Source organism: Burkholderia pulmonis (assembly GCF_984667975.1).
Window position 1 is genome coordinate 1,138,731 of record NZ_OZ480187.1, and the last position, 23,167, is coordinate 1,161,897.

Below are 23,167 nucleotides of genomic sequence, written 5' to 3' on the forward strand. Positions count from 1 at the left end.
TTCGTCTCGGGCACGTGAACTCGAACATGTTGTACACGGTTCGCAGTCACAGGGCAGGAGGCTATGGAGGTGACCCATGAAAAAGTCCGCCTCGAATGATCAAGGCGGGCTAAAAAAAGACGTATCGAATTGGTCAGAGTCCGAACTAACGACCCACCCATAGGATGCAGCTATTCACGTTGTTGATATCGAGACTGTACCCGCTGGTGTTGCTCACGAAGTCGGCCAGAATTGCATTTATGAAGCTCGATGGTACGGTGTCGAATCCATTGCCGCGTATGACCGATACGTAGCTGGCGTTCGTATAGTGGTTGTTCAGGAATTTCTGAACATTCGATGCAACCGTGTCGTCTGCGTAGCACTGGCTCAGAATGATCTGGCTCGTGCCCGATACCGGATAGCCGGACGACGGGTTGGCCAGAGCGACGTAGGGGGAACCGGAGACCGGTGCCCACTGCGTCGGATCAGCAGCGGTAGCCTTGGACGACGGCGCCGAGATCGTGCTGATTACCGTTTTCGCATTCGCGTACGTCGGCGCGTAGTACCTTGCGTCCCTCGAGTTGTACAGGCTGGCGATCGGGAGTTGCAGCGCGCCGGACGACGCCACGACCGTGCTTTGCGATGCGAGGAACGTGTTCGTATAGGCCGGGCTCAGGTACGCGACCGCGGCTGTACCCGCCGCCGACAGCGAGGTCAACGAAGCACGGACGCCGCCGTCGCCCGAAGCCGAGACAAAGTTTGACGGCACGCCGGACGGGAACGCCGTCGTGTTCGCGAATGTCAGCGAATCGACGAAACTGACACCACTTTTCGTGTTGGCGGTTGTGCAGACTGCCTGCAGGTGGCGGGTCAGGAGTTCCGTCGTGCCACTGCCGTCAGCGCGATAGACGACCGTGATCGGATTGTTCGGCGAGTACAGGCCGCCCTCCGGGTTAGCGACCTGGTTCCAGTTCGTCAGCTTGCCCGAGAAGATGCCGCACAGGTCGTTGTCGTTCAGCGCGATGCTGTGCACTTGACCAGGCGTCGTTTGCGGTGTGATCAAGCTCGTCACGGCCGGGCCGTTGACGACCGGCACCGTGATGGCTGTCACGATGAACGGGATCTGGATCAGCGGGCCGCTGTTCACGCCGACCGAACTGGTCGTGTACGCGGTGATCTGAGCAGTCTTCAGCGCGGCATCGCTGTTTGCGAAGTCAACCGTGCCCGTGACACCCGCGCCGAGGAACGTCGGCTGGTTGTTCAGGAACGCGTTCTGACCGGCGCCCGAGCCGACCGAGTAGTACGTGAATGTGGCGTTCGACGTGCCGAACAGGCCGATTTCACCCGAAGCCGGCGAATTGGCGCCCATCATCGGTGCGACGAGGGACGATCCTCCACCCTGGACGATGGGGCCGGCTGCGAAGGCAAGTGACGCACTTGTGCACGGAACGACAAGTGCCAAGATATGGCCGAGCTTGTTTTTTCTGAAATTCATGGGAAATCCTTGGAGATGCAACTGAAGGCCGCACGCAGGTAGCAACGCGATCCGATGCGCGATGGACCTATTGACGCATCGCTACGGTAGCGTCTGAATTGAAAAACCCGCCTCGAATGCTCGAGGCGGGTTCAACAGGACGTGTCGAATCAGCAGCGATCCGAATTAACGGCCCACGTACAGGGCGCAGCTGTTCACGTTGTTGATGTCGAGACCGTACCCGCTGGTGTTGCTCAGGAAGTCGGCCGAAATCGCGGTCTTGAAGCCCGTCGGCACGGTGTCGAAGCCGTTGCCGTTCACCACCGACGCGTAGCTGGCGTTCGTGTAGTGGTTGTTCAGGAAGCTCTGAACATTCGATGCGGTTGCGTCATCCGCATAGCACTGGCTCAGGATGATCTGGCTCGTGCCCGACACCGGATAGCCGGACGACGGGTTGGCCAGAGTGGTGTATGCCGCGCCCGAGACCGGCACCCATTGCGTCGGATCCGAAGCGGTGGCCTTGGACGACGGTGCGGATGCGGTGTTGACTGCCGTCGTCGCGTTCGAATACGTCGGTGCGTAATATGCCTTGGCCGTCGTGTTGTAAAGGCTGGCGAGCGGGAGCTGCAGCGCGCCCGACGGCGTCACGACCGTGCTTTGCGATGCGATGTACGTGTTCGTGTAGTCCGGGCTCAGATACGCGATCGCAGCCGTGCCGGCCGTCGACAGCGAAGCGACCGAACCGCGAACGCCGCCGCTACCCGACGCGGGAACGAAGTTCGACGGCACGTTGGACGGGAATGCCGTCGTGGGGAATGCGGTCGCGTTCGCGAACGTCAGCGAATCGACGAACGTAACGTTCGCTGCCGTATTCGGGTTGTTCTTGCAGACGGCAGCGAGATGGCGGGTCAGCAGTTCAGTCGTGCCGCTGCTATCCGAGCGATAGACGACCTTGATCGGCTTGCTGGTCGACGTGTAGACCGAACCCGTTTCCGGGTTGATCACCTGGTTCCAGTCCGTGAACTTGCCCGAGAAGATGCCGCACAGGTCGTCGTCGTTCAGCGCGATGCTGTGCGCCTGCCCCGGCGTCGTTTGCGGCGTGATGTTGCTCGTCACCGCAGGGGCGTTGACGACCGGCACCGTGATCGCCGTCACGATGTACGGGATCTGGATCAGCGGGCCGCTGTTCGCACCGACCGAGCCGGCCTTGTACGCGGTGACCTGGGCGGTCGTCAGCGCGGCATCGCTGTTCGCGAAGTCGACGGTACCCGTGACGCCTGCGCCGAGGAACGTCGGCTGGTTGTTCAGGAACGCGTTCTGGCCGGCGCCCGAGCCGACCGAGTAGTACGTGAACGTGGCGTTCGACGTGCCGAACAGGCCGATTTCACCCGAAGCCGGCGAGTTGGCGCCGATCGTCGGAGCGACGAGCGACGAACCGCCACCTTGAATCAGCGGGCCGGCGGCCATCGCGAGGGATGCGCCCATGCCCGAAACGACGAGAGCGAGGACTTGACAGATCTTGCGCTTGCTGGATTTCATGAGAAATTTCCTTGGACGAAGATAAACGGGAAGCCTGCTGCTGCGGTTTGAATACCGTGTTGACCGCCGGGTAAATGTAGGGGGAAATCCGTATGACGCGTGTGAATTTTTAATAACGAAAGGTACGGAACATTTTTGGCGATATTGCCGGTGCGTTATCAGGATTGGCGGAGCAACGATTCGGCGTCGATTGGCGTGATGGAGGGTTCCCAGATGTTGGGAAGACAATGGTGTGCCTCGGCAGGGCCTTGCTTTACGGGCCCGAAGTTGTGCGGGCTGGCGTTATCGCAACTCCAAGTCAGTTTCGTGGCGAATGCTACGGAACATTTCCTCCACCCGTGAATGAGGTATCCGGTCGGGATGTTTATGAAATTGATCGCGTAGAGTAATTAAATGCAATTCAATTCGTGGCGGCTGAATGGATGGTATTTAATCGATATGCGTCACCGATAAAAATGAAATCGTTTTTCCCATATAAGAAAAACAACCAAAGGTAATAAGGCCCGCCAACACCCCAAAAGGTAGCCCAACATCCGTCACAAATTTGCGCCGGTTCGCTCCGTAGTCTTCCCCGGCGACTCCGTCCGCCACATTGCACGACGTCGCCGAAAAAACGCGCACGCGTGACACGAGGGCACAGACATGTCGGCATTCCGCTACGAAGCGATCGATCCCACCGGCCGCACGCTGAAAGGCGTGCTCGAAGCCGACAGCGCGCGCGCAGGCCGCAGCCATCTGCGCACGCAGGGGCTCACGCCGCTCGTCGTCGAACTGGCCGCACAGCGCCTGCACGGCCAGCGTCATCAGCGACTGTCGCTCGGCCGCAAGCTGTCGCAGCGCGAGCAGGCGATCATCACGCGCCAGCTCGCGAGCCTGCTGGTCGCGGGGCTGCCGCTCGACGAATCGCTGTCGGTGCTGAGCGAGCAGGGCGAGCGCGAATACGTGCGCGAGCTGATGGCGTCGATCCGCGCGGAAGTCGTCGGCGGGCATTCGTTCGCGAATGCGCTCGGCCAGCATCCCCGCGATTTTCCGGAGATCTACCGCGCGCTCGTCGCTGCCGGCGAGCACACGGGCAAGCTCGGCATCGTGCTGTCGCGTCTCGCGGACTACATCGAGCAGAGCAACGCGCTGAAGCAGAAGATCCTGCTCGCGTTCACCTATCCGGGCATCGTCACGCTGATCGCGTTCGGCATCGTCACGTTCCTGTTGAGCTACGTGGTGCCGCAGGTCGCGAACGTGTTCACCAGCACGAAGCAGCAGTTGCCGACGCTGACGGTCGTGATGATGGCGTTGTCCGATTTCGTGCGGCACTGGTGGTGGGCGTCGCTGCTCGCGACGATCGCGATCGTCTTCGCGATCCGCAAGGTGCTGGCGCAGGACGGGCCGCGGATGAAGTTCGACCATTGGCTGCTGAGCGCACCGCTCGCCGGCAAGCTCGTACGCGGCTACAACACGGTGCGTTTTGCAAGCACGCTCGGCATCTTGACCGCGGCCGGCGTGCCGATCCTGCGTGCATTGCAGGCGGCCGGCGAAACGCTGTCGAACCGCGCGATGAGCGCGAACGTCGACGATGCGATCGTGCGCGTGCGCGAAGGTTCGGCGCTGTCGCGTGCGCTGGCCCATACGAAGACGTTCCCGCCGGTGCTCGTGCACCTGATCCGCTCGGGCGAGGCGACGGGGGACGTGACGACGATGCTCGACCGCGCGTCCGAAGGCGAATCGCGCGAGCTGGAGCGTCGCACGATGTTCATGACGAGCCTGCTCGAACCGCTGCTGATCCTCGCGATGGGCGGCGTGGTGCTCGTGATCGTGCTCGCGGTGATGATGCCGATCATCGAGCTGAACAACATGGTGCAGTGATGCGCGTTTCAGCGCACGAACGCGTTCGCCTTCTGCACGGCGGGCAGCGCGATCTCGCGTTGCAGGCCATTGTGGTCGACGACGATCGAGCGCGCGCGGACTTCCGCAAGCTTCGCGGCTTCGCCGATCGCCGAGCCGATCCGCACGACGCGTGCCGCTTCGCCGCCAATGCTGACGATCGCGGCCGCACGGCGCGCATCGAACGCGAGCACACCGAGCAGCTGGATCGTGTTGCGGCCGTCGTCGGGTTTGGCGCCGAACAGCTGCGCGCCGGCCGTCACGTCGAACGGTGCGGGCGGCGCGGTGCGTGCGGGCGCTGGTGCATCGGGTGCGTTCAGCACGCGCGCGGCCCACATCGAGACGGCGACGAGCGCCGCGGCGGCGGCGACGGTCGCGACGAGCGGCAGCGGATCGACGCGGGGCGGAACGGTGCGGAGCAGGGCGAGCGGTTTCATGGCGACGGATCGGTTCAATGAACAGGGAACGGTTTCCATTCTTTGACGCAAGGGTGAATGCATGATGACGCACCACGAAGAAGTCCGAATGCTGCATGCGCGCCGTCGCAGGCAACGCGGCTTCACGCTGATCGAGATCATGGTGGTCGTCGCGATCCTCGGGATTCTGGCGGCGCTGATCGTGCCGAAGATCATGAGCCGTCCCGACGAGGCGCGCCGCATTGCCGCGAAGCAGGACATCGGCACGATGATGCAGTCACTGAACCTGTACCGCCTCGACAACGGCCGCTATCCGTCGCAGGAGCAGGGACTTGCTGCGCTGATCCAGAAGCCGACCACCGATCCGGTGCCGAACAACTGGAAGGATGGCGGTTACCTGGAGCGGTTGCCGAAGGATCCATGGGGCAACGCGTATCAATACCTGAACCCAGGCGCGCACGGTGCGATCGACGTGTTCAGCTACGGTGCTGACGGCAAGCCGGGCGGCGAGGGGAACGATGCGGACATCGGTTCGTGGCAGTAACGGCATGACGATCGCGCGCGTCATGAAACGGCGCCCGTCCACGCGTCGCCGTGCAGCCGGTTTCACGCTGCTGGAGATGCTCGTCGTGCTGTTGATCGTCGGGCTGCTGGTCGCGGTCGTCACGCTCGCGCCGTCGCGCAACCGCCGCACCGATCTGGCCGAGGAAGCGCAGCGGCTCGCGAACCTGCTCGAATCTGCCGGCGACGAAGCGCAGGTGCGCTCGATGCCGATCGCGTGGCAGCCGGTGGGCGGCGGCTACCGCTTCGTGCAGCGTACGGAAAGCGGCGCGTGGGCGCCGATGACGGACGACCTGTATCGCTCGCGCCGCTGGGGCACCGAGGTGACGGGCGTGTCGGTGCGTTATACGGGCGGCGGCGAAACGCCGTCGAGGATCGTGCTCGGCAGCGAAAGCATCGACGTGCCGGTGACGATCACGCTGTGGTCCGGCGACGTGCGGATGGCCGTCGTCGGCACCGGCATCGGCAACTTCGTCGTGAGGCGGCCATGAGCGGTGTGCGAAGCGCCCGGGAGGCATGATGACAAGCCTGGTCGTGCTGTTGCCGTCGATCGGCACGTTCGACGCGGCGCGGTGGAAAGTCACCGAGATGCCGTACGCGCTGTTCGACCGGCGTGGGCAACGCGTGCGCGCAGGGCGAGCAAAGCGCGATGCGTGGCCGAAGGCCGCGTCGATTGTGCTCGTGCTCGCCGCGCGCGATACGTTGCTCGTCGACGTGAACCTGCCGCCCGTGACGGGCACGAAGCTGCGGCGCGTGCTGCCGCATGCGGTCGAGGAATACCTGATCGGCGATGCGCAGCAGAGTCACGTTGCCGTCGGCCCGGCGGCAAGCGGCGACGCCGTGCGGCCCGTTGCGGTGGTCGATCGCGCCCGGTTCGGCGAAGTGATCGGCTGGTTCAACGAAGCCAGCTATCGGCGCGTGCATGCGGTGCCGTTGATCCACTGCCTGATGATGGCGGACCGTGAGCAGGCAGATGGCGGCGAGCAGGGCGATGTGCTGCCCGGGTCCGCAACGTTGCCCCCGTCGCGAACACTTCCATTACCGAGCGGTGACGGTGACGGCGAAGCAACGGTGCTCATCCGCAGTGAAGCCGACGCGCTGATCGTCAGTCCTCCTGCTTCGAGCGAAGTGGATACTGGTCGCAGTGAAGCGGACGTACTGATCATCTGTCCGCCCGCGTCGAGCGAAGCCGATACCGATGCGGCCGGCCACCCGCTCCGGCTCGAACTGGCCGTCATGCGCGGATCGTCGGGGTTCGGCCTTGAAACGCATGCGTCCGCACTGGATGCGACGATTGCCGAGTTGTCGAAACACGATTCCGTGCGGGTGCACGCGCTGGTTGTCGACGTTCACGACGATGTCGAAGGCGCTTCCGCAGCCGCATCGGACCTTCGTGCGCGCATGTCCGGACATTCCGCATTTCCGCTGGCCGCACGCACGCTGCGGTGGGACACACTCGCACGAGGCGCGCTCGACTGCCGGTTCGACCTTTGCCAGTTCGAATTCGCCCGCACCTCACGCGCCGACACGGGCGGATGGCGCCGCTGGCGCGTGCCTGCCGTCCTGGCGATCGCATCGGCCGTCGTCGCGATCGCGACGATCAACGTGCAGTGGTTCCAGTTGCGCCACCGTCAGGATGCGTTGAATGCGGAACTGACGGCCCGCGTGAAAGCCGCCTTTCCGGAAACGACCATAATGCTCGATCCGCCGATGCAGATGCGGACCGGACTCGAACGCCTGCGTGCGGCGGCAGGCGAACTGCGCGCAAACGATTACCTGGTGCTGTCGGCGTCGCTGTCGCGCGCGCTCGGTCCGATTCCGTCGGACGCGATCGCGACGCTCGATTATCGGGACGGCACGCTGGCGGTCGCTTTCCGTCCCGGTACCGCCGTCGACGGTGACGGATTCCGCCAGCGCCTGCAGGCCCAGGGCGTGACGGTCAACGAGGAGGAGGCGAAGTGGATGCTCGGTTCCACGCGGCCCGCGCCGCGCTGACGCAGTGGCTCGACGGCCGTTCGCCGCGCGAGCGGGCGCTGCTGGCGTCGGGCGGTACCGTGTTGCTCGCGGCACTCGTCTACAACGTGATGTGGGAGCCCGCGTACACGGGCCGCGCGCGCATTGCGGCAAATCTGCCCGCGTTGCAGAGCCAAGTTGCGGAAGCCGGCAGGCAACTCGCGGAGGCACGACGGCTGCGTGCGGCTGCTGCGATCCGGCCGCCTGCCGGTGCTGCACTGCGGGACGCACTTGCGGCGTCGCTTGCGCAGGCCGGCATCGCGAAGGCGCAGGTGGCGGTGCTCGGCGAAGGCATCCAGGTGGACGCGAAGGGCATCTCGTTCGCCGCATGGATGGACTGGCTCGACCGCATGCGCCACACGCATCACGTGCGCGTCGTGAGCGCGCACGCAAGTGCGGACGGCAAGCCCGGCGTGACGTCCGTTTCGGCGCTGCTGCAGCCGCAAACGGTGCGTTGAATGCGTACCGCACGACACCCGGGAAAGTATTGAATCGCTTCGCGGCACGGTTCACTGGACTGTCATAGTGCCCGCTCACAATCTGACGTTCGTTTGCCGCGGAACCGCTCACGGGGGTGCGCGTTCCGCAGGCAACGTGCAACTCCACTTCCGTCCAGGCATTCATGACTCGTTCACGGGCGCCGACCGGTGTCCTGGCGCTCGTCGCGTGGCTCGCGTTCGTCGTGCTGTGCATGCGCGGCGTGCACGCGCAGGAGACCGGTTCCATCGGCCGTCAGCCGGGTAGCGCGGTGCATTTCGATCTGCCCGCGCAGCCGCTCGCGAAGACCTTGCAGGACTTCGCGCGGCTCACCGAGCTGATCGTGCTGGCGCCGGCGCCGCTGCTCGACGGGCGCACGAGTGCGCCGGTCCAGGGTGAATTCGCGCCGCGCGACGCGCTCGAGCGGATGCTGGCCGGAACGGGGTTGCGTGCGGAATTCTCGCGGCCGGACGAAGCGATCATCGTCGCGCAGCCGGCCGCCGAGATGGCGCCCGCGACGGCCGACACGCCGGCGGATGCGGCCTTGCCGATCGACGGGATCGGCGATTCCGGCGATCGGCGCGCGTTTGCGGGCCTGCTGCAGGCGCATCTGATCGATGCGCTCTGCGCGCAGCCAGCGGCCGTGCCGGGCAGCTATCGACTCGTCGCGCAGGTGCGCATCGACAACAGGGGGGCGGTGGTGGCGGTCAACATGGTGGCATCGAGCGGTTCGGCCGCCCGCGACGCGGCGGTGATGCGCGCGCTGCGTGCATTGAAGCTGGACGACGCGCCGCCTGCGGACCTGCCGCAGCCGGTCACGATCCTGTTGCGGCCTGCCGGCAACGGTGTGCATGTCCGCTGTCCGGCGCCGCAGCCGGCCGTTCGGGGCTAGGCCGCCATGTCCGACAGCAACCGCAGCGGGCTCCGGAATCTGCTGGCGACGCGCTACGCGTATCTCGTCAGGCGCCTCGAACGCGTGACGGGGTCGAAGGACGGCGCCGCCGACGCGCTGCACGAAACCTGGCTGCGTCTCGAGAACGCGAACGTCTCCACGCAGGTGACGAACGCGGACGCCTATATACTCGGGATGGCGAACAATGTCGCGATCGACCAGCATCGCCGCGAACGGCGCCACCTGCACGACGACGATGTCGAGACGCTGCTGGAAATGCCCGACGAGCTGGCCGACCCCGAGCGCATCGTCGCGGCGCGCCGCAAGGTCGAGACGCTGAAGGACGTGCTGCGCGGCCTGCCGCCGCGGCGCCGCGCGATCCTGCTGGCCGCCCGCGTGGACGGCCTGCTGAACCGCGAGATCGCCGAGCATTTCGGCATTTCGCTGCGGCTCGTGGAAAGCGAGCTGAGCGCGGCGATGAAGTACTGCCTGCAGCGCATGCAGGAAGACGGTGATCCGTACTCGGGCACGCGAGGCGGCCCGCGTAAATTTTGAGCATCCGGACGATGACGAAAGCCCAGGCCGAACCTGCCCACGACGAACTCGACGAAGCGAGTGCGTGGCTGCTGCGTCTGCGCTCGGGGGACGCGAGCCAGGCCGAAGCCGACGCGTTCGAGCGCTGGTGCGCCGATCGTCCGCAAGCCGCCGATCTGCTGCGCGACACCTGGAGCTCGCTGCGCACGGCCGCGACCGAACTCGCGCACGAGGAACGCACTGCCGCTGCCTGGGCAAACGTTGCAAAGCGCGAGCGCACGATGCGGACCGGGCGGCGCGCGTTCATCGGCTTCGCGGTCGCGGCCGGCGCGTCGTGGCTCGCGCTGCGTCCGCCGATGCAGTTGTGGCCGTCGCTGGGCGACCTCGCGGCCGATTACCACACGGGGACCGGCGAGCAGCGCAGCGTCGCGCTTTCGTCGCGCGTGACGGTCGAACTGAATACGCAGACGCGTCTCGACGTGTTGCCGGCGAGCGATGCCCCGCACGGCGTCGAAGTCGTCGCGGGTGAGGCGGAGATCGACGCGGTCGCGCCGCCGGCCGGCCGCGCGACGCCGATCCAGCCCGTCACGGTGGTCGCGGGCGGCGGCCGCATGCAGGCGACGGTCGCGCGTTTCAACGTGCGGCGCACGGGCACGCAGGTCTGCGTGACCTGCCTGTCCGGCACGGTCGCGCTCGAGCATCCGCGCGGTGCGCGCACGCTGAACGCCGACGATCAGGTGGTCTACGACGATCGCGGCGTGCACCCCGTGTCGCGCATCGATCCCGGCGCGGTCAGCGCGTGGCGGCGCGGCATGCTGGTGTTCAACGGCGTGCCGCTGTCGGACGTCGTCGACGAAATCAACCGCTACCGGCGCGGCAAGGTCATCCTGCGCAACGCGTCGCTCGGCACGAACCGGATGCAGGCGCAGTTCCCGATCACGCGGCTCGACGATGTGATCGACATGGTCGGCCGCCTGTACGGCGCGCACATCACGCGCCTGCCCGGCAACATCGTGCTGCTGAGCTGACGCGGCTTCCCGCGTTTTCCTCCTTTCTTCCTTTCGCGCTTTCTCCGCCAGGCGATCGCTCCGCCTGCGTCGGGGCCGTTTGCGCTGCGGGTTACGGCCCTTCGATACGACTTTATCCATGAGGGCCGGCAAACGCCGGGCCGTCTTTCGTGACGGCCCGGCGGGGCGTCGTCGGATCCGAGGCGTGGGTGGCAAGCGCCCCGGCCGCGCAGCGATGCGCGGCACGGGGAAGGTGTGTCGAATGAGCTTCGGGCGGTGGCGTGATCATGAACGATTCGCAACGGGAGTCGGATTCCGGCGACGCGAACACGCGCGCCGACGAGATCCGCGAGGGCGCGGTGCGCTGGCTGCTGTGGTTGCGCGCCGGCGACACGACGGAACAGGAGCGCGATGCCTTCGGGCGCTGGCGCGCGCAGAGCGACGAGCATGCGCGCACGGTCCGCGAGCTGATCTGGATGTGGGCCGTGCTGGAACTGGTCGGCCGCCAGGAACCTGGCGAGCCAGGCGGGTCGACGCGCACGCATTGACTCATTGACGCGATGCGCGGGCGCTGCAAGAAACTCTGCGGGTTACGCGCACCCGCTTCGACCTTGTATATGAGAGAGCGAGGGGGCCGTGTAGAGGGGCCGTGGCGTGGAGACCGGGGAACGGGGGCCTGAACGGGCTCCCGGATCGCCGTCGCGCACGGTGCCCGGCGAGCGGTGCGATCGTGCCGGCCGGGCCACGGAAGCCCGGCTGCACGATTCAGGATGGCGACCCGTGCTGCAGGCCGGCGCGTGCGCCGCTCCATGCGGCGTCGAGCGGATCGCCGGCATCGCGCAGCGGCTCGCGCAAAAAGGGAAAGCGTTCGACGAACGGTGCGGATTCTTGCAGGGCCACGATATGGTTGACCATCCATTGCAGCAGTTCGCCGCCGTGCCGGACCTGTTCCGGCCGCCAGTCCGGCATCGTCGAGAAGAGCGCGGAGAAGCCGCTCCAGCGCGACGGACGGTCGTTGTCGCCGGGGCGGAAATAGGTATTCATCGCGACGTCGTGGGCATCGGTCAGCGTGCCGACGAACAGCCCGTGCGGCGTCGGCACGCCGATCTGCTGCCAGCCTTCCGCGAGGGCAAGCGAACGCATCACGCGCGCCGCGACGAACGCGATGCGCGTCTCGTGCTCGATTTCCGCGAGCGACATCACGCCGTTGCGTTGCATGCAGCGCGCGACCGCGTGCGGCCGGATCGCATTCGACGCGAAGCTGCGCAGCACGAGATCGGGCACCGTCAACTGAAGCTGGAATTCGCGCAGGCCGTGCTCGGCGCTCATCGTCGAGAAATTGACGAACAGCCCTTCGGCGTGACCGAGTGCGCCGACGTACGGCTCGAGCCCGAGGCGCGCGAGCTTCGGCGCGATCTGGCGCTCGAGCAGCCGCAGCAGGTTGCGGCGGTTGCGCGCGCCCGTGAAATCGTCGATGCCGCGCGTGACGATGTCGCTGATTTCCCAGCGGCGCTCGTCGGCGACGAGCCGCGGCGAGCCGCTCAGGTCGAACCGGGCGCGGCCGTGCGCCACGCGTGGATCTACGTACATGCCGGTGCCTCGTGCATCGATTGCGGGCGGACTGCCGCGACGGCGCGTCGTCGCGCGGATCGGGTCGCCCACGATGCTGCGGTGTTGCGGGCGGCCCGTCAAGTGCGATTGCGCCGCGTCGCAGGCTGGCCGGCGGGCCCGGACGAACAGTGGGGAGTGACCGCATGATGCGCACGATCGTGGAACGCTTCGTCGAACAGAGCCCGATGACGATCATGACGCGGCTCGTGCTGCAGTGCGCGCTGCATGACGACTGGATCGATGCAGGGGCCGACGCGGACGAGGCGCCCGACGACGAGTCGATTCGCGAGACGCTGTTCGCGCTGGCGGTCGACGCGATCGCGGCGCTTGCCGCGCAGGCGCAGATGCCGTCGATGCTGCAGCCGGCGGCCGGACACGGATCGTTCGCCTCCGGCGCCGCCGTGGCCGCGCTTCACGACGGCATGAGCCGGTGGCGGGCCGGCTGGGGGCGTGCGCTCGTCCGGGACAGCGCCGATCTGCTGCTGCCCGTCGCGGCGGCGCGGGCCGACGAACGGGTCGGTGTATCCGGCGGCATGCGGCTGCGCGTGCTGGACGGCGCCGGCTGCGGGCCCGACACGGCTGGTTGCGGCTGCGGCCGTGCGTGCGACGACCCGGCGCGCGACGCGGCGATCGGCATGACGGGTGCGCGCGTGCTGCCGGTCTACGATCCGGATCTCGCGATGATCGTCGACCTGCTGCCGGTCGAGCGCGGGCGTGCGCACGAACGCGCGTTCGTCGGCGCACTGCTGGAAGCGGTGCGACCCGGCGAGCTGTGGATCGTCGACGGGCGTTTCGATACCGATGCGATCGTAGCGGGCTGGCCGCGCCGCGGCGGCGCGTTCGTGCTGCGCGACGACGGCAGCGCGGCTGCGTGCCGGCCGCTCGGCGGCTGGCGCGATGCCGGTCCGCTGGAAGGCGGCGAAGTTCGCGAGCAGACGGTCGGCACGGCGGGCAACGGCGACGCAGCCGGCGTACTCAGGCGGATCGAATGGCGGGGGCGCGCAGCCGGTGTCGACGCGGCTGCGACGGTCGCGGTGCTGACGAACCTGCCGGCCGAACAGTTCGACGCGTGCCAGGTGATGCACCTGTCGCGCCGTCGCTGGCGCGATGCGTTGCCGTTGCCGCTCGATCTCGTGCTCGACGGCACGCCGTTCGGCGGCGTGCCCGCGCGTGCGTCGTTGCTGGCGAGCGGGATCGCGGCACTCGCGTACAACGCGTTCAGCGTGATGACGCGCGTCGTCGCCGGTGCGCTCGGCCTCGACGAGCGCGATGCGGAGCGCGTGCCGGCGCATATCGCCGACGGCGTCGCGGCCACCTATGCGGGGATGATGATCGCGCTGCCGCCCGACTGGTGGCGGCGCTACGACCAGCTGCCCGCGGCGACGCTCGGCCAGATCGTGCGGATGCTGGCCGTACACGTCGATCCGCGCAGCGAGCGGCGCCGGCGTCGCGACAACCGGCTGTCGGCGAAATCGCAGGCGCTGCTGCGCGCGGCGACGCTCGACAGCCTGCTGCACGACGATGGCGGCGATCCGGCCGCGAACGTGTTCAGCCTGCGCACGATCGCGATGGCGACGCGCGACTTCAGCAGCAATCCGTCGAAGGCGCTGCGTCACGCGGGCGAAGCACTCGTGATGGTGACCAAGTACAACCGGCCGATCGCGCTGCTCGTGTCGATCGACGACTGGAACCGGCTGCTCGGCGAAGTGCGCGAGACGAGCCTCACGCGGCTGTCGTTCGACTGCGCGGCGGCGCAGGGCATGCGGGCCGTTGCATTGAGCGAATCGTCGCTGAACTAGCCGGCGGCGCGGCGCGCAGGCGTCGCGCTCAGCTCGTCAGGCGGTGAACCCAGATCACCGATGTCCACGTGAAGTTGCCGCTGCCGTAGCGCGCGATCAGCGTGTCGACGCGCGCATTGATGCGCGGTGAGTGCACGCGGCAATGCACGATGAAGTAGGTGCTGTTGACGCCGACGGTCGAGCCGTCCGGCAGCGTCGGGTTGCCGCCGCGCGCCGGCAGCAGGTATTCGGCGACGTCGCCGGTACTGACGAAATACGCGGTGCCGCGCCGGTCGACGAGCCGCTTGGCCTGGGTGGGCGACAGCGTCGGGATCGCGGCGACGAGCACGGGCTCGGCCGCGGTATTGGCGTTGACGGTGGTGAGGTCCGGCAGGATTGTCGCGAACGGCGCCAGCGTTTCGACCGCATGTGCATCGTAGCCGGGCACGCGCGCGAGATCGTCGATGGCCACGAGCTGCAGCGGCCAGCCGTCGGGGCCGTTCGTGTTGCGCAGCGAGCGCAGCATGTAGTCGGCCGTCTGTTGCGCGAGCGCGGGATCGAGCGACAGCTGGCCGAGCAGCCGCCGATAGGCAAGCACGCCTTCGCCGTTGGCCTGCCATGGTTTGCCGGGCGCCACGCGCATCACGAGGTTCGTCAGGTTGAAGCGCGCCTGCGCATCCTCGACATGGCCGGAGATCCACGCGCGCGACAGCTCCGCGTTGACCGCCGCGGCATCGGGCGGCAGCAGGTCGGCGAGCTGTACGTCGGCGGCCGGCGACGACCACGGCTGGCCGACGAACGTGACGTTCGATGTCGCGCTCTGTGCGCGCAGTGTCGCCCGTGCCCATTCGACCGCCGCGCGTTCGACCCACATCGTCTGTGTCGCGAGCCGCTGGTTCTCGACGTCGCGCGTCGCGACCTGCTGGCGCCACAGCACGCTGGCCGCGAGCGTTGCCGCCAGCGCGACGACGAGCAGCACCGTCACGATCGCGATGCCGCGTTCGCGCGGCGGCCGCGCCTTCCCGGATCTTCCATGTCGATGCATGCGCATGCTCCTGCTGTCGCGGCGCGATGGCGTTCAGGGCTCGAACGCCAGCCACGCGTGTGCGATGCTCGCATGCGCAGATGACGTGACGCCGAACATCGCGGTGAGCCCGGTCACCCAGAACGCGAGCGTCGCCGGATGCGGCCCGTCGGTGGTCAAGGCCAGCGGGCCGACCAGCGACGCGATCGCATGCGAGCGCCACAGCAGCAGCGCGAACAGCGCACAGCCGAGCGCCATCGCGACGAAGAACAGGTACAGCGCGACCGTCGTGCGCCGCGTGAACGGGATGCGGTGATGCCGCTGGTTCGTCGCGACGATCGCCGCGCCGTTGGCGACCGGCACGATCGCCATCGCGAGCATCCAGAACAGCGGCTGGTCGCTCGACGCGTTGATCAGCAGCAGCGTGCCGATCGTCCAGATCGGCGGCGCGAGCACCGTGAGCACGATCCACGACGCGAGCTGCCAGGCCAGCCACGGCGCGCGCCAGCGCAACGGGCGCCGCGCCGCGGCGAACGCGGCGTGCGGCCGGCCGGCGGTCGCGGCATGGCCGGACAGGCGCCCGGCGAGCCACCGTACGAACATCGTGGCGAATGACATCGATTCATCCCGTCGTTGATGTTTTACCCAATAGCTAGGACGAAGCGGGCCGCCGCAAACCGCAGGATTTCGTACGACAGGGGGGGCTTTGCGCAGCGCCGCATCGCGAACCTGGCGAACGAAGACGGTCCCGCGTGCGAATCGTGCATATCTTCAGTGGAATGTCACAAAAACTTCCCGGTTGAAACCCGAGGATTGTCGTGCCGTCCGCAGGGGCACCACGCATGGCGTGATGCTTTCGGGGCGGCAACACGTTTGCCGGCGACCGCACCTGCGCCCGGTGCCAGGGCGCCCGGACGGTTACGGCAAACGATACGCACACGAAACGGGGGCCACGCACATTCCTTCGCAACGTTCCGCGCGATTCGCGCGGGCCTTCGTTGCGCGCGTATTGCAGGTCGCACGCCGGCGGGCGTCTCCTGCTTCCGGCGCCGAGCCGGACAGCCCGCGAAAAAAAGTTTGCGGCAATGCGCGCCCGGTTCCGTCTAGGTAGGTGAGAGCGGCGACTCGTGCGCCGTGCACGAGGGTCGTTGCCGACCGGCGCAGCCGTGTCGATGCGTCGTCGGGCCGCCGGTCGTGACGCTGCGCTCCGGATGTTGCGGGTTGTCCGGATTCGCTTCGTCCTTTCCGGTAGATGCGGGCGAACACACCGGATGCGGGAATCACGGAAAGCATCGCGAAGATCATGATAAGGATGACGAACAAATAGTCATCAAAGTGAAACAGGCAACTGATAGCGGAGCGAACGGCTGGCGCGGTGCGCAACGCTTCGATCCGGAACAACAAAGGGGAATGGCGCATGCCGCCGAGAGTAGACCGCAAGTCACGCGAACGATGGCGACTCGATGGCCGATGCCTGGCCGGCGCCGTGCTGGCCGGAGGGTTGAGCATCGCGCCGGGCATTCATGCGCAGGAAGCCGCGCCGGCGGCGAAGGCGGCACCGGCCGCGCCGCAGTCGTTCGACGTGAATGCCTTCGTGGTGCGCGGCAACACGACGTTGCCGGCGCTCGAGATCGAGAAGGCCGTGTATCCGTTCGAGGGGCCGGGTCGCACGCTCGCCGACGTGAACGCGGCGCGTGACGCATTGCAGAAGGCGTACCAGGACCGCGGCTACCAGTCGGTCGTCGTCGAGCTGCCGCAGCAGCAGGTGAAGAACGGCGTGATCCTGCTGAAGGTGACCGAGGCGAAAGTCGGACGCCTGCGCGTGGACGGCGCGAAATACAACTCGCCGCAGAACATCCGCGATGCGGTGCCCGCGCTCGCGGAAGGCCAGGTACCCGATTTCAACCAGGCGCAGCAGCAGCTGACCGACCTGAACCGGTCGGCGGACCGCCAGGTGATTCCGGTGCTGAAACCGGGTGCGCTGCCGCAAACGGTCGACGTCGACCTGAAGGTCGACGATCACAGCCCGCTGCACGGCTCGCTCGAACTGAACAACGACAACAGCCCCGGCACGTCGACGTTGCGCACGACCGCGAGCCTCAGCTATTCGAATCTCTGGCAGCTTGGCCACGTGATTTCCGGCACCTACGTGATCGCGCCGCAGCATCCGAACGATGCGCGCGTCTACGCATTCTCGTATCTCGCGCCGATCAAGGATTCGCGCTGGAGCTTCCTCGCGACGGTCGTGCATTCGGACAGCAACGTCGCGTCGGTCGGCAACACCAACGTGCTCGGCAAGGGCACCACGTACGGTTTCACCGCGATCTATTCGCTGCCGGCGTCGGAGACCTACGCGCACTCGGTCAGCATCGAGATCGACCGCAAGCATTACGACGAAGACGTGTCGCTGCCGGGCCAGGGCGGCTCGACGGCGCCGCTCACATACGTGCCGGTCACGCTGTCGTACAACGGCCAGCTGAGCCTGAAGAACTCGCAGACGTCGTTCTCCGCTTCGTTGACGACCAACATCCGCGGCCTCGGCAGCGACTGGGGCGCGTGGGACAACAAGCGCTACAACGCGACGCCCGATTTCGTGTACGGCAAGTTCGACGTCAACCACACGCAGCGCTTCGCGAACGACATGCAGGCCAATGCGCACGTGAACGCACAGATCTCGAACTCGCCGCTCGTGTCGAGCGAGCAGTTCGCCGCGGGCGGGATGAACAGCGTGCGCGGCTACATGCAGGCCGAGAACACGGCCGACAGCGGCGTGATCGCGTCGGTCGAACTGCGCAGCCCGTCGGTCGCGAAGTGGCTCGGCGGCGCGGTCGGCAGCCGCCTGAACGAATGGCGCTTCCACGCGTTCTTCGACGCCGCGCACCTGTGGCTGCTGAGCCCGCTGCCGGAGCAGACGGCGCGCTTCAACCTGATGAGCGTCGGCGTCGGCACGCGGCTGCAGCTGATGAAGTACGCGAGCGCGGATTTCGAGGCCGGCTGGCCGTTGAAGGCGGGCGTCTACACGCGGCAGTACAGCCCGCGGTTCGATTTCTACGTAAGGCTGGGGTTCTGACGGATTTTTTTTGATCGTGGCGGGGCGATGCGACGAACGCGGCGCCCGCCCATTCGGGGAGTGGATCGTGAAGCGAGTCTTGTTTTTCCTGTTGGCGGTGATGCTCGGCGTGCTGCCCGGCATCGCGAACGCATGGTGGCAGAACGACTGGTCGTACCGGAAGGCGATCACGATCGACGCGAGCCCGAAAGGCGCGAACCTGGCGGAGTCGGCCGGCCGCGTGCCGCTGCTGATCCGCCTGCATTCGGGCAATTTCCAGTTCGACGGGCTGGCCGACAACGGCGCGGACATCCGCTTCGTCGCAGCCGACGACAAGACGCCGCTGAACTTCCATGTCGAGCAATACGATCCGGTGCTCGGCGTCGCGCTGATCTGGGTTGACATCCCGAAAATGCCGGCCGGCGCCGCGGAGTCGATCTGGATGTACTACGGCAACAAGAAGGCGCCGGACGGCGGCAAGCCGGCCGAGACCTTCGATGCGGACTACACGCTCGTCTACCACTTCAACGGCGCGGCCGGCGCCCCGCCGAAGGACGCGACCGCATACGGCAACAACGCGCAGAACGCGTCGTTCCGCACGGTCGAGGACGGCATCGTCGGCAAGGGGGCGCGGTTCGACGGCACGGGGTCGCTGACGTTGCCGGCGAGCGCGTCGCTGAACCTGGCCGCAGGCGGCAGCTTCACGTTCAGCGCATGGGTGAAGCCGTCGGCGCTGGCGCCGAACACGCTGCTGTACAGCCGCCGCGACGGCGCGAACGCCTTGCTGATCGGCCTCGACAACGGCGTGCCGTTCGCGGAAGCCGACGGTGCGGCCAGCAATCCGGCGCCGGTGCGCACGCCGGCCGTCCCGCCGGTCGCGGCGAACCAGTGGACCCATCTCGCCGTCACGGCCGACGGCAAGAACCTGACCGTCTACGTGAACGGCAAGCAGGCCGCGCAGGTCGCGGCGACGCTGCCCGCGCTGAACGCGGCGGCGACGGTCGGTGCGGACGTCGCCGGCGCACCGGCCGGGTTTGCCGCGTATGCGGGTGCGCTCGACGAACTGCGTCTGTCCAGGATCGCGCGCTCGCCGGCCGCGCTCGCCGTCGACGCGCTCGCGCAGGGCTCGGAATCGAAGCTCGTCGCGTACGGCGCCGATGAAAAGCAGTCGGGCTTCGGCTTCGGCTACTTCGGCGTGATCGTGCAGTCGGTGACCGTCGACGCATGGGTCGTGATCGCGATCCTGCTCGGCATGGCGCTCGTGTCGTGGGTCGTGATGTGGACGAAGGCGCGCTACGTCGGCACGGTCGACAAGGCGAACCTGTATTTCGTGCAGCGTTTTCGCGAAGTGGCCGGGCGTCATCTGGTCGGCCTCGCGCATGTCGACGAAGCGAGCGACGACGGCCGCCGGCTGTACCAGTCGTCGCTGTACCGGCTGTACAAGGCTGGCGTGCATGAAATCCACAGCCGCGTGGACGGCAATGGCCGCACGGTGATCACGTCCGAATCGATCGAGGCGATCCGCGCGTCGATGGACGCGACGCTCGTGCGCGAGAACCAGAAGCTGTCGAAATCGATGGTGCTGCTGACGATCGCGATCTCGGGCGGCCCGTTCCTCGGCCTGCTCGGCACGGTGGTCGGCGTGATGATCACGTTCGCGGCGATCGCGGCGGCCGGCGACGTGAACGTGAACGCGATCGCACCGGGTATCGCAGCCGCGCTGCTCGCGACGGTGACGGGCCTGTTCGTCGCGATTCCGGCGCTGTTCGGCTACAACTACCTGCTGATCCGCAACAAGAACGTGACCGCGAACATGCAGGTGTTCGTCGACGAATTCGTCACGCGCCTCGCCGAAGCCCACCGCGCGCCCGATCACGCGGTGCTGGCCGACTGACCGCACGCAGGAGACCACCATGCAGGTTCAGGACGACGACAAGCCGTACGACGACATCAACATCACGCCGATGCTCGACCTCGCGTACGTGCTGCTGATCATCTTCATCATCATGACGACCGCGTCGGTGCAGGGCATCAAGGTCGACCTGCCGAAGGCGAGCTCGTCGGCGAGCCTCGCGAAACCGAAGACGAAGGCGATCACGGTCGCCGATTCGGGGCAGGTGTTCCTCGACGCGTACCCGGTGACGATGGACGAGCTCGAAAGCCGGCTGCGCACCGAGAAGGCGACCAATCCGGAATTCCCGATCGTGCTGAAGGGCGACGCAGGCGTGCAGTACCAGAAGGTCATGGATGTGCTGGACCTGTTGCGCCGGCTCGACCTGTCGCAGGTCGGGCTCGTGACCGGCAAGGCGAAGCAGGGCGGCTGACGCGATGGAAATGACCTACAACGGCGGCCCGCCGCAGAAAGGCCCCGGCCGCTTCGTGAAGCCGGTTGCGATCGCGCTCGTGCTCGCCGGGCTGGCCGCGCTGATCTGGCGTTTCGCGGGCGACACCGCGGGCGTGAAGCGCGTGAGCGCGCCGCAGGTGACGACGGTGATCCCGTTGCCGCCGCCCCCGCCGCCGCCGAAGCAGAAGCCGCCGCCCGAGAAGGTGAAGGAAGAGGTCAAGACGCCGGTCGACCGGCCGACGATCGCGCCGAAGCCGTCCGAGGCGCCGAAGCCGTCGGACAACCAGCCGAAGCAGATGACGATGAATGCGGATGCGCAGGCCGGCACCGACAACTTCGGCATCGGCGCGGGCGACGGCTCGGGCCTGCTCGGCAGCGGCGGGGGCGGCAAGTTCGGCAATGCGAGCTACGCGCAATACATGGTGTACGTGCTGCAGCGTGCGATCGAGCAGGACAAGGGCGTGCAGGAGGCCGGCGGCGCGCGTTTCGCGGGCAGCCTGAACCTGTGGATGGACGCGGCCGGGCGGATCACGAAGGTGACGATCGCGCAGTCGACCGGCGACGCGAAGATCGACACGGCCGTCGTCGCGGCGGTCGAGGCGCTCGGCAAGGTGGACGAAGTGCCGCCGCCGGCGACGTCGTATCCGGTGCTCGTCAGGCTCCAGGGCCGCAAGCCGGCATGACGATGCACACGAGAAACCACGAAAGAATCATGGGGCAGCGCCGTCGCACGGATGCTGCCGGAAAAGAAACGAAAATTGTTCGGAGTGCTTCGATGATTCGGAAGATGAACGGACGGGGTGGGGTGCCCCGCAACGGCGCGCCGCCCGCGCGCCTGTCGCGCGTCGGCGCGGCGGTGCTGACGCTCGGGCTGACGTGCGCGTCCGTCGCGCACGGGCAGTCGCTCGAGACGCAGGCGGCATCGGGGAAGGCCGCGCCGACCGAAAGCGTGGTGATCAACCTGATCAACCTGCTGGTCAAGCGCGGCGTGCTCACGCAGCAGAATGCGAACCAGCTGATCAGCGAGGCGCGTACCGAAGCCACGCAGGCCAGGGCGGCCCGCGCGTCGGGCGCACCGGTCGTGGCGGGCGGCGTGGTCAACCCGCCGACGCAGCCGGGCGATGTGGCGGTGCCGTACGTGCCGCAGCTCGTGCGCGACCAGATCCGCGACCAGGTGAAGCAGGAAGTGATCGCGCAGGCGAAGTCCGAGAACTGGGCGCAGCCGAACACGTTTCCCGACTGGGTGTCGCGCATCAAGCTCGACGGCGACCTGCGCGTGCGCGACGAGTATCACTTCTACGGCAGCCGCAACGCGAACAACGTCACGAACTTCGCGGCGATCAACCAGGGCGGCGGGTTCGACATCAACCCGAACACCAACACGACGCAGCTGCCGACGCAAAACACCACGCAGAACCGCAACAACTTGCTGCGCTACCGTGCGCGGCTCGGCGTGACGGCGACGCTGTCCGACGAAATGACGGCCGGCCTCCAGCTCGCGAGCGGCAACGACAACGGGCCCGTGTCGACGACGTCGACCGCCGGCGGCGGCTGGGGGAAGAAGAACATCTGGCTGAACAAGGCGTTCTTCGCGTACAAGCCGACCCCGTGGCTGAACGTGACGGCCGGCCGTTTCGACAATCCGTTCTTCAAGTCGGATCTGGTGTTCTCCGACGACCTGATGATGGACGGGCTGGCCGCGAACCTGCGCCATGCGCTGCCGTGGAATCCGGACGTCACGCTGTTCGGCACGCTCGGCGTGTTCCCGATCCAGTACACGAGTGAGAACTTCCCGTCGAACAGCACCGACAAGGCCGGCAGCGACACCAAGTGGATGTTCGGCGCGCAGTTCGGCGCGGACTGGAAGATCGACGCGAAGAACCGGCTGCGCGGCGCGGTCGCGTACTACGACTTCCAGAACATGCGCGGCACGCTGTCGTCGCCGTGCGCGCTGTATCTCGGCGCGACGAACTGCAGTACCGACAACCAGGCTCCCGCGTTCATGCAGGGCGGCAATACGCTGATCGCACTGCGCAACATCGTGCAGAACCCGAACCTCGCGCCGGGGATGACGCCGCAGCCGCAGCTGTTCGGGCTCGCGTACAACTACCGGCTGCTCGACCTGAAGGCGCAGTGGGACACGGTGGTGGCCGACCGCTTCAAGCTGCGCCTGGACGGCGAATACGTGCGCAACCTCGCGTACAACGACAACAAGGCGTTCGCGGCGGCGTCGCTGCCGGTCAACAACTACGAATCGACGTCGGTGAACGCGACGCGCGCCGACTACCGCAGTGGCCCGAACGGCTTCCTCGCGAAGGCGACGGTCGGCGAGCCGGAGCCGCGCGAGAAGGGCCAGTGGAATTTCTCGATCGCATACAAGTACCTGCAGCCGGACGCCGTGCTCGACGCGTTCAACGATCCCGACTTCCATCTCGGCGGCACCAACGCGCGCGGCTACGTGATCGGCGCCGCGTATGCGGTTGCGCGCGACACGTGGGTGTCGGCCCGCTACCTGAGCTCGAAGGAGGTGTACGGGCCGCCGGTATCGATCGACGTGCTGCAGATCGAGCTCAATGCTCGCTTCTGACCGG

The 23,167-nt window shown here is 67.0% G+C and carries 22 protein-coding genes; 15 read left to right on the forward strand and 7 right to left on the reverse strand.

The window, feature by feature from the left end:
• Positions 1-145: 145 nt before the first annotated feature.
• Positions 146-1,474: a substrate-binding domain-containing protein gene (locus AC5LXK_RS21845; RefSeq protein ID WP_493393547.1), complete on the reverse strand. Its 1,329-nt coding sequence runs from the start codon at positions 1,472-1,474 to the stop codon at positions 146-148.
• 165 nt (positions 1,475-1,639) lie between these two features.
• Complete coding sequence (locus AC5LXK_RS21850) at positions 1,640-2,992, reverse strand: substrate-binding domain-containing protein (protein WP_493393549.1); 1,353 nt, start codon at positions 2,990-2,992, stop codon at positions 1,640-1,642.
• Positions 2,993-3,634: 642 nt separating this feature from the next.
• Between AC5LXK_RS21850 and gspF the strand changes: the two genes are divergently transcribed.
• On the forward strand, positions 3,635-4,852 hold the full coding sequence (gene gspF, locus AC5LXK_RS21855; protein WP_493393550.1) for a type II secretion system inner membrane protein GspF: 1,218 nt from the start codon (positions 3,635-3,637) through the stop codon (positions 4,850-4,852).
• Positions 4,853-4,860: 8 nt separating this feature from the next.
• On the opposite strand, the gene AC5LXK_RS21860 is transcribed toward gspF, so the two are convergent.
• Positions 4,861-5,307, reverse strand: a complete 447-nt coding sequence (locus tag AC5LXK_RS21860; protein WP_493393551.1) for a type II secretion system protein N — start codon at positions 5,305-5,307, stop codon at positions 4,861-4,863.
• 64 nt (positions 5,308-5,371) lie between these two features.
• Between AC5LXK_RS21860 and gspG the strand changes: the two genes are divergently transcribed.
• From gspG to AC5LXK_RS21900, 8 genes are all read left to right on the forward strand, one after another.
• Complete coding sequence (gene gspG, locus AC5LXK_RS21865; RefSeq protein ID WP_493394032.1) at positions 5,372-5,830, forward strand: type II secretion system major pseudopilin GspG; 459 nt, start codon at positions 5,372-5,374, stop codon at positions 5,828-5,830.
• Between the two features lie 22 nt (positions 5,831-5,852).
• A complete protein-coding gene (locus AC5LXK_RS21870; RefSeq protein ID WP_493393553.1) occupies positions 5,853-6,338 on the forward strand; it encodes a GspH/FimT family pseudopilin in 486 nt (161 codons plus the stop codon).
• Positions 6,339-6,366: 28 nt separating this feature from the next.
• Positions 6,367-7,842, forward strand: a complete 1,476-nt coding sequence (gene gspL, locus AC5LXK_RS21875; RefSeq protein ID WP_493393555.1) for a type II secretion system protein GspL — start codon at positions 6,367-6,369, stop codon at positions 7,840-7,842.
• The gene (locus AC5LXK_RS21880; protein WP_493393557.1) at positions 7,806-8,318 is read left to right on the forward strand and encodes a type II secretion system protein M; all 513 of its coding nucleotides are present in this window, start codon (positions 7,806-7,808) and stop codon (positions 8,316-8,318) included. Before gspL ends, AC5LXK_RS21880 begins: the two co-directional genes overlap by 37 nt.
• 164 nt (positions 8,319-8,482) lie before the next feature.
• Positions 8,483-9,229 carry a secretin and TonB N-terminal domain-containing protein gene (locus tag AC5LXK_RS21885; RefSeq protein ID WP_493393559.1) on the forward strand — a complete coding sequence of 249 codons (747 nt, stop codon included), beginning with the start codon at positions 8,483-8,485 and terminating at the stop codon, positions 9,227-9,229.
• Between the two features lie 6 nt (positions 9,230-9,235).
• Positions 9,236-9,784 carry an RNA polymerase sigma factor gene (locus AC5LXK_RS21890; protein WP_059240062.1) on the forward strand — a complete coding sequence of 183 codons (549 nt, stop codon included), beginning with the start codon at positions 9,236-9,238 and terminating at the stop codon, positions 9,782-9,784.
• Positions 9,785-9,795: 11 nt separating this feature from the next.
• A complete protein-coding gene (locus AC5LXK_RS21895; RefSeq protein ID WP_493393561.1) occupies positions 9,796-10,791 on the forward strand; it encodes a FecR family protein in 996 nt (331 codons plus the stop codon).
• A 266-nt stretch (positions 10,792-11,057) separates the two neighbouring features.
• Positions 11,058-11,318 carry a FecR/PupR family sigma factor regulator gene (locus AC5LXK_RS21900; protein WP_493393563.1) on the forward strand — a complete coding sequence of 87 codons (261 nt, stop codon included), beginning with the start codon at positions 11,058-11,060 and terminating at the stop codon, positions 11,316-11,318.
• Between the two features lie 217 nt (positions 11,319-11,535).
• On the opposite strand, the gene AC5LXK_RS21905 is transcribed toward AC5LXK_RS21900, so the two are convergent.
• On the reverse strand, positions 11,536-12,360 hold the full coding sequence (locus tag AC5LXK_RS21905; RefSeq protein ID WP_493393565.1) for a hypothetical protein: 825 nt from the start codon (positions 12,358-12,360) through the stop codon (positions 11,536-11,538).
• 164 nt (positions 12,361-12,524) lie between these two features.
• Here AC5LXK_RS21905 and AC5LXK_RS21910 point away from each other — a divergent pair, with 164 nt between their 5' ends.
• Entirely contained in the window at positions 12,525-14,180 is a 1,656-nt protein-coding gene (locus AC5LXK_RS21910; RefSeq protein WP_493393566.1) for a type II toxin-antitoxin system Phd/YefM family antitoxin, read from the forward strand.
• Between the two features lie 28 nt (positions 14,181-14,208).
• Here the strand turns inward: AC5LXK_RS21910 and gspK are convergent, their stop codons facing one another.
• The 3 genes from gspK to AC5LXK_RS21925 form a co-directional block, all read right to left on the reverse strand.
• Positions 14,209-15,204: a type II secretion system minor pseudopilin GspK gene (gspK, locus tag AC5LXK_RS21915; protein ID WP_493393568.1), complete on the reverse strand. Its 996-nt coding sequence runs from the start codon at positions 15,202-15,204 to the stop codon at positions 14,209-14,211.
• 33 nt (positions 15,205-15,237) lie between these two features.
• Positions 15,238-15,801 carry a hypothetical protein gene (locus AC5LXK_RS21920; protein ID WP_493393570.1) on the reverse strand — a complete coding sequence of 188 codons (564 nt, stop codon included), beginning with the start codon at positions 15,799-15,801 and terminating at the stop codon, positions 15,238-15,240.
• 300 nt (positions 15,802-16,101) lie between these two features.
• Positions 16,102-16,602, reverse strand: a complete 501-nt coding sequence (locus AC5LXK_RS21925) for a hypothetical protein (protein ID WP_493393572.1) — start codon at positions 16,600-16,602, stop codon at positions 16,102-16,104.
• Here AC5LXK_RS21925 and AC5LXK_RS21930 point away from each other — a divergent pair.
• The 5 genes from AC5LXK_RS21930 to AC5LXK_RS21950 all read left to right on the forward strand — a co-directional run bounded on the left by AC5LXK_RS21930 (position 16,601) and on the right by AC5LXK_RS21950 (position 23,163).
• Positions 16,601-18,253 carry a ShlB/FhaC/HecB family hemolysin secretion/activation protein gene (locus AC5LXK_RS21930; RefSeq protein WP_493393573.1) on the forward strand — a complete coding sequence of 551 codons (1,653 nt, stop codon included), beginning with the start codon at positions 16,601-16,603 and terminating at the stop codon, positions 18,251-18,253. The two genes, AC5LXK_RS21925 and AC5LXK_RS21930, sit on opposite strands and share 2 nt — an antisense overlap.
• Positions 18,254-18,320: 67 nt before the next feature.
• Entirely contained in the window at positions 18,321-20,126 is a 1,806-nt protein-coding gene (locus AC5LXK_RS21935; RefSeq protein WP_493393575.1) for a DUF2341 domain-containing protein, read from the forward strand.
• A 19-nt stretch (positions 20,127-20,145) separates the two neighbouring features.
• Complete coding sequence (locus AC5LXK_RS21940; RefSeq protein WP_043177386.1) at positions 20,146-20,556, forward strand: ExbD/TolR family protein; 411 nt, start codon at positions 20,146-20,148, stop codon at positions 20,554-20,556.
• A 4-nt stretch (positions 20,557-20,560) separates the two neighbouring features.
• Positions 20,561-21,259 (forward strand): energy transducer TonB family protein, encoded by a 699-nt coding sequence (locus AC5LXK_RS21945; protein WP_493393577.1) that lies wholly within the window; start codon positions 20,561-20,563, stop codon positions 21,257-21,259.
• A gap of 92 nt (positions 21,260-21,351) precedes the next feature.
• A complete protein-coding gene (locus AC5LXK_RS21950) occupies positions 21,352-23,163 on the forward strand; it encodes a putative porin (protein WP_493393579.1) in 1,812 nt (603 codons plus the stop codon).
• Positions 23,164-23,167 lie beyond the last annotated feature (4 nt).

Bases quoted from the DNA above. Each gene is read 5' to 3' on its own strand.
- AC5LXK_RS21845 (WP_493393547.1), bottom strand. From the start codon at position 1,474: ATGAATTTCAGAAAAAACAAGCTCGGCCATATCTTGGCACTTGTCGTT.
- AC5LXK_RS21850 (WP_493393549.1), bottom strand. From the start codon at position 2,992: ATGAAATCCAGCAAGCGCAAGATCTGTCAAGTCCTCGCTCTCGTCGTT.
- gspF (WP_493393550.1), top strand. From the start codon at position 3,635: ATGTCGGCATTCCGCTACGAAGCGATCGATCCCACCGGCCGCACGCTG.
- AC5LXK_RS21860 (WP_493393551.1), bottom strand. From the start codon at position 5,307: ATGAAACCGCTCGCCCTGCTCCGCACCGTTCCGCCCCGCGTCGATCCG.
- gspG (WP_493394032.1), top strand. From the start codon at position 5,372: ATGACGCACCACGAAGAAGTCCGAATGCTGCATGCGCGCCGTCGCAGG.
- AC5LXK_RS21870 (WP_493393553.1), top strand. From the start codon at position 5,853: ATGAAACGGCGCCCGTCCACGCGTCGCCGTGCAGCCGGTTTCACGCTG.
- gspL (WP_493393555.1), top strand. From the start codon at position 6,367: ATGACAAGCCTGGTCGTGCTGTTGCCGTCGATCGGCACGTTCGACGCG.
- AC5LXK_RS21885 (WP_493393559.1), top strand. From the start codon at position 8,483: ATGACTCGTTCACGGGCGCCGACCGGTGTCCTGGCGCTCGTCGCGTGG.
- AC5LXK_RS21890 (WP_059240062.1), top strand. From the start codon at position 9,236: ATGTCCGACAGCAACCGCAGCGGGCTCCGGAATCTGCTGGCGACGCGC.
- AC5LXK_RS21895 (WP_493393561.1), top strand. From the start codon at position 9,796: ATGACGAAAGCCCAGGCCGAACCTGCCCACGACGAACTCGACGAAGCG.
- AC5LXK_RS21900 (WP_493393563.1), top strand. From the start codon at position 11,058: ATGAACGATTCGCAACGGGAGTCGGATTCCGGCGACGCGAACACGCGC.
- AC5LXK_RS21905 (WP_493393565.1), bottom strand. From the start codon at position 12,360: ATGTACGTAGATCCACGCGTGGCGCACGGCCGCGCCCGGTTCGACCTG.
- AC5LXK_RS21910 (WP_493393566.1), top strand. From the start codon at position 12,525: ATGATGCGCACGATCGTGGAACGCTTCGTCGAACAGAGCCCGATGACG.
- gspK (WP_493393568.1), bottom strand. From the start codon at position 15,204: ATGCATCGACATGGAAGATCCGGGAAGGCGCGGCCGCCGCGCGAACGC.
- AC5LXK_RS21920 (WP_493393570.1), bottom strand. From the start codon at position 15,801: ATGTCATTCGCCACGATGTTCGTACGGTGGCTCGCCGGGCGCCTGTCC.
- AC5LXK_RS21930 (WP_493393573.1), top strand. From the start codon at position 16,601: ATGCCGCCGAGAGTAGACCGCAAGTCACGCGAACGATGGCGACTCGAT.
- AC5LXK_RS21925 (WP_493393572.1), bottom strand. From the start codon at position 16,602: ATGCGCCATTCCCCTTTGTTGTTCCGGATCGAAGCGTTGCGCACCGCG.
- AC5LXK_RS21940 (WP_043177386.1), top strand. From the start codon at position 20,146: ATGCAGGTTCAGGACGACGACAAGCCGTACGACGACATCAACATCACG.
- AC5LXK_RS21945 (WP_493393577.1), top strand. From the start codon at position 20,561: ATGGAAATGACCTACAACGGCGGCCCGCCGCAGAAAGGCCCCGGCCGC.
- AC5LXK_RS21950 (WP_493393579.1), top strand. From the start codon at position 21,352: ATGATTCGGAAGATGAACGGACGGGGTGGGGTGCCCCGCAACGGCGCG.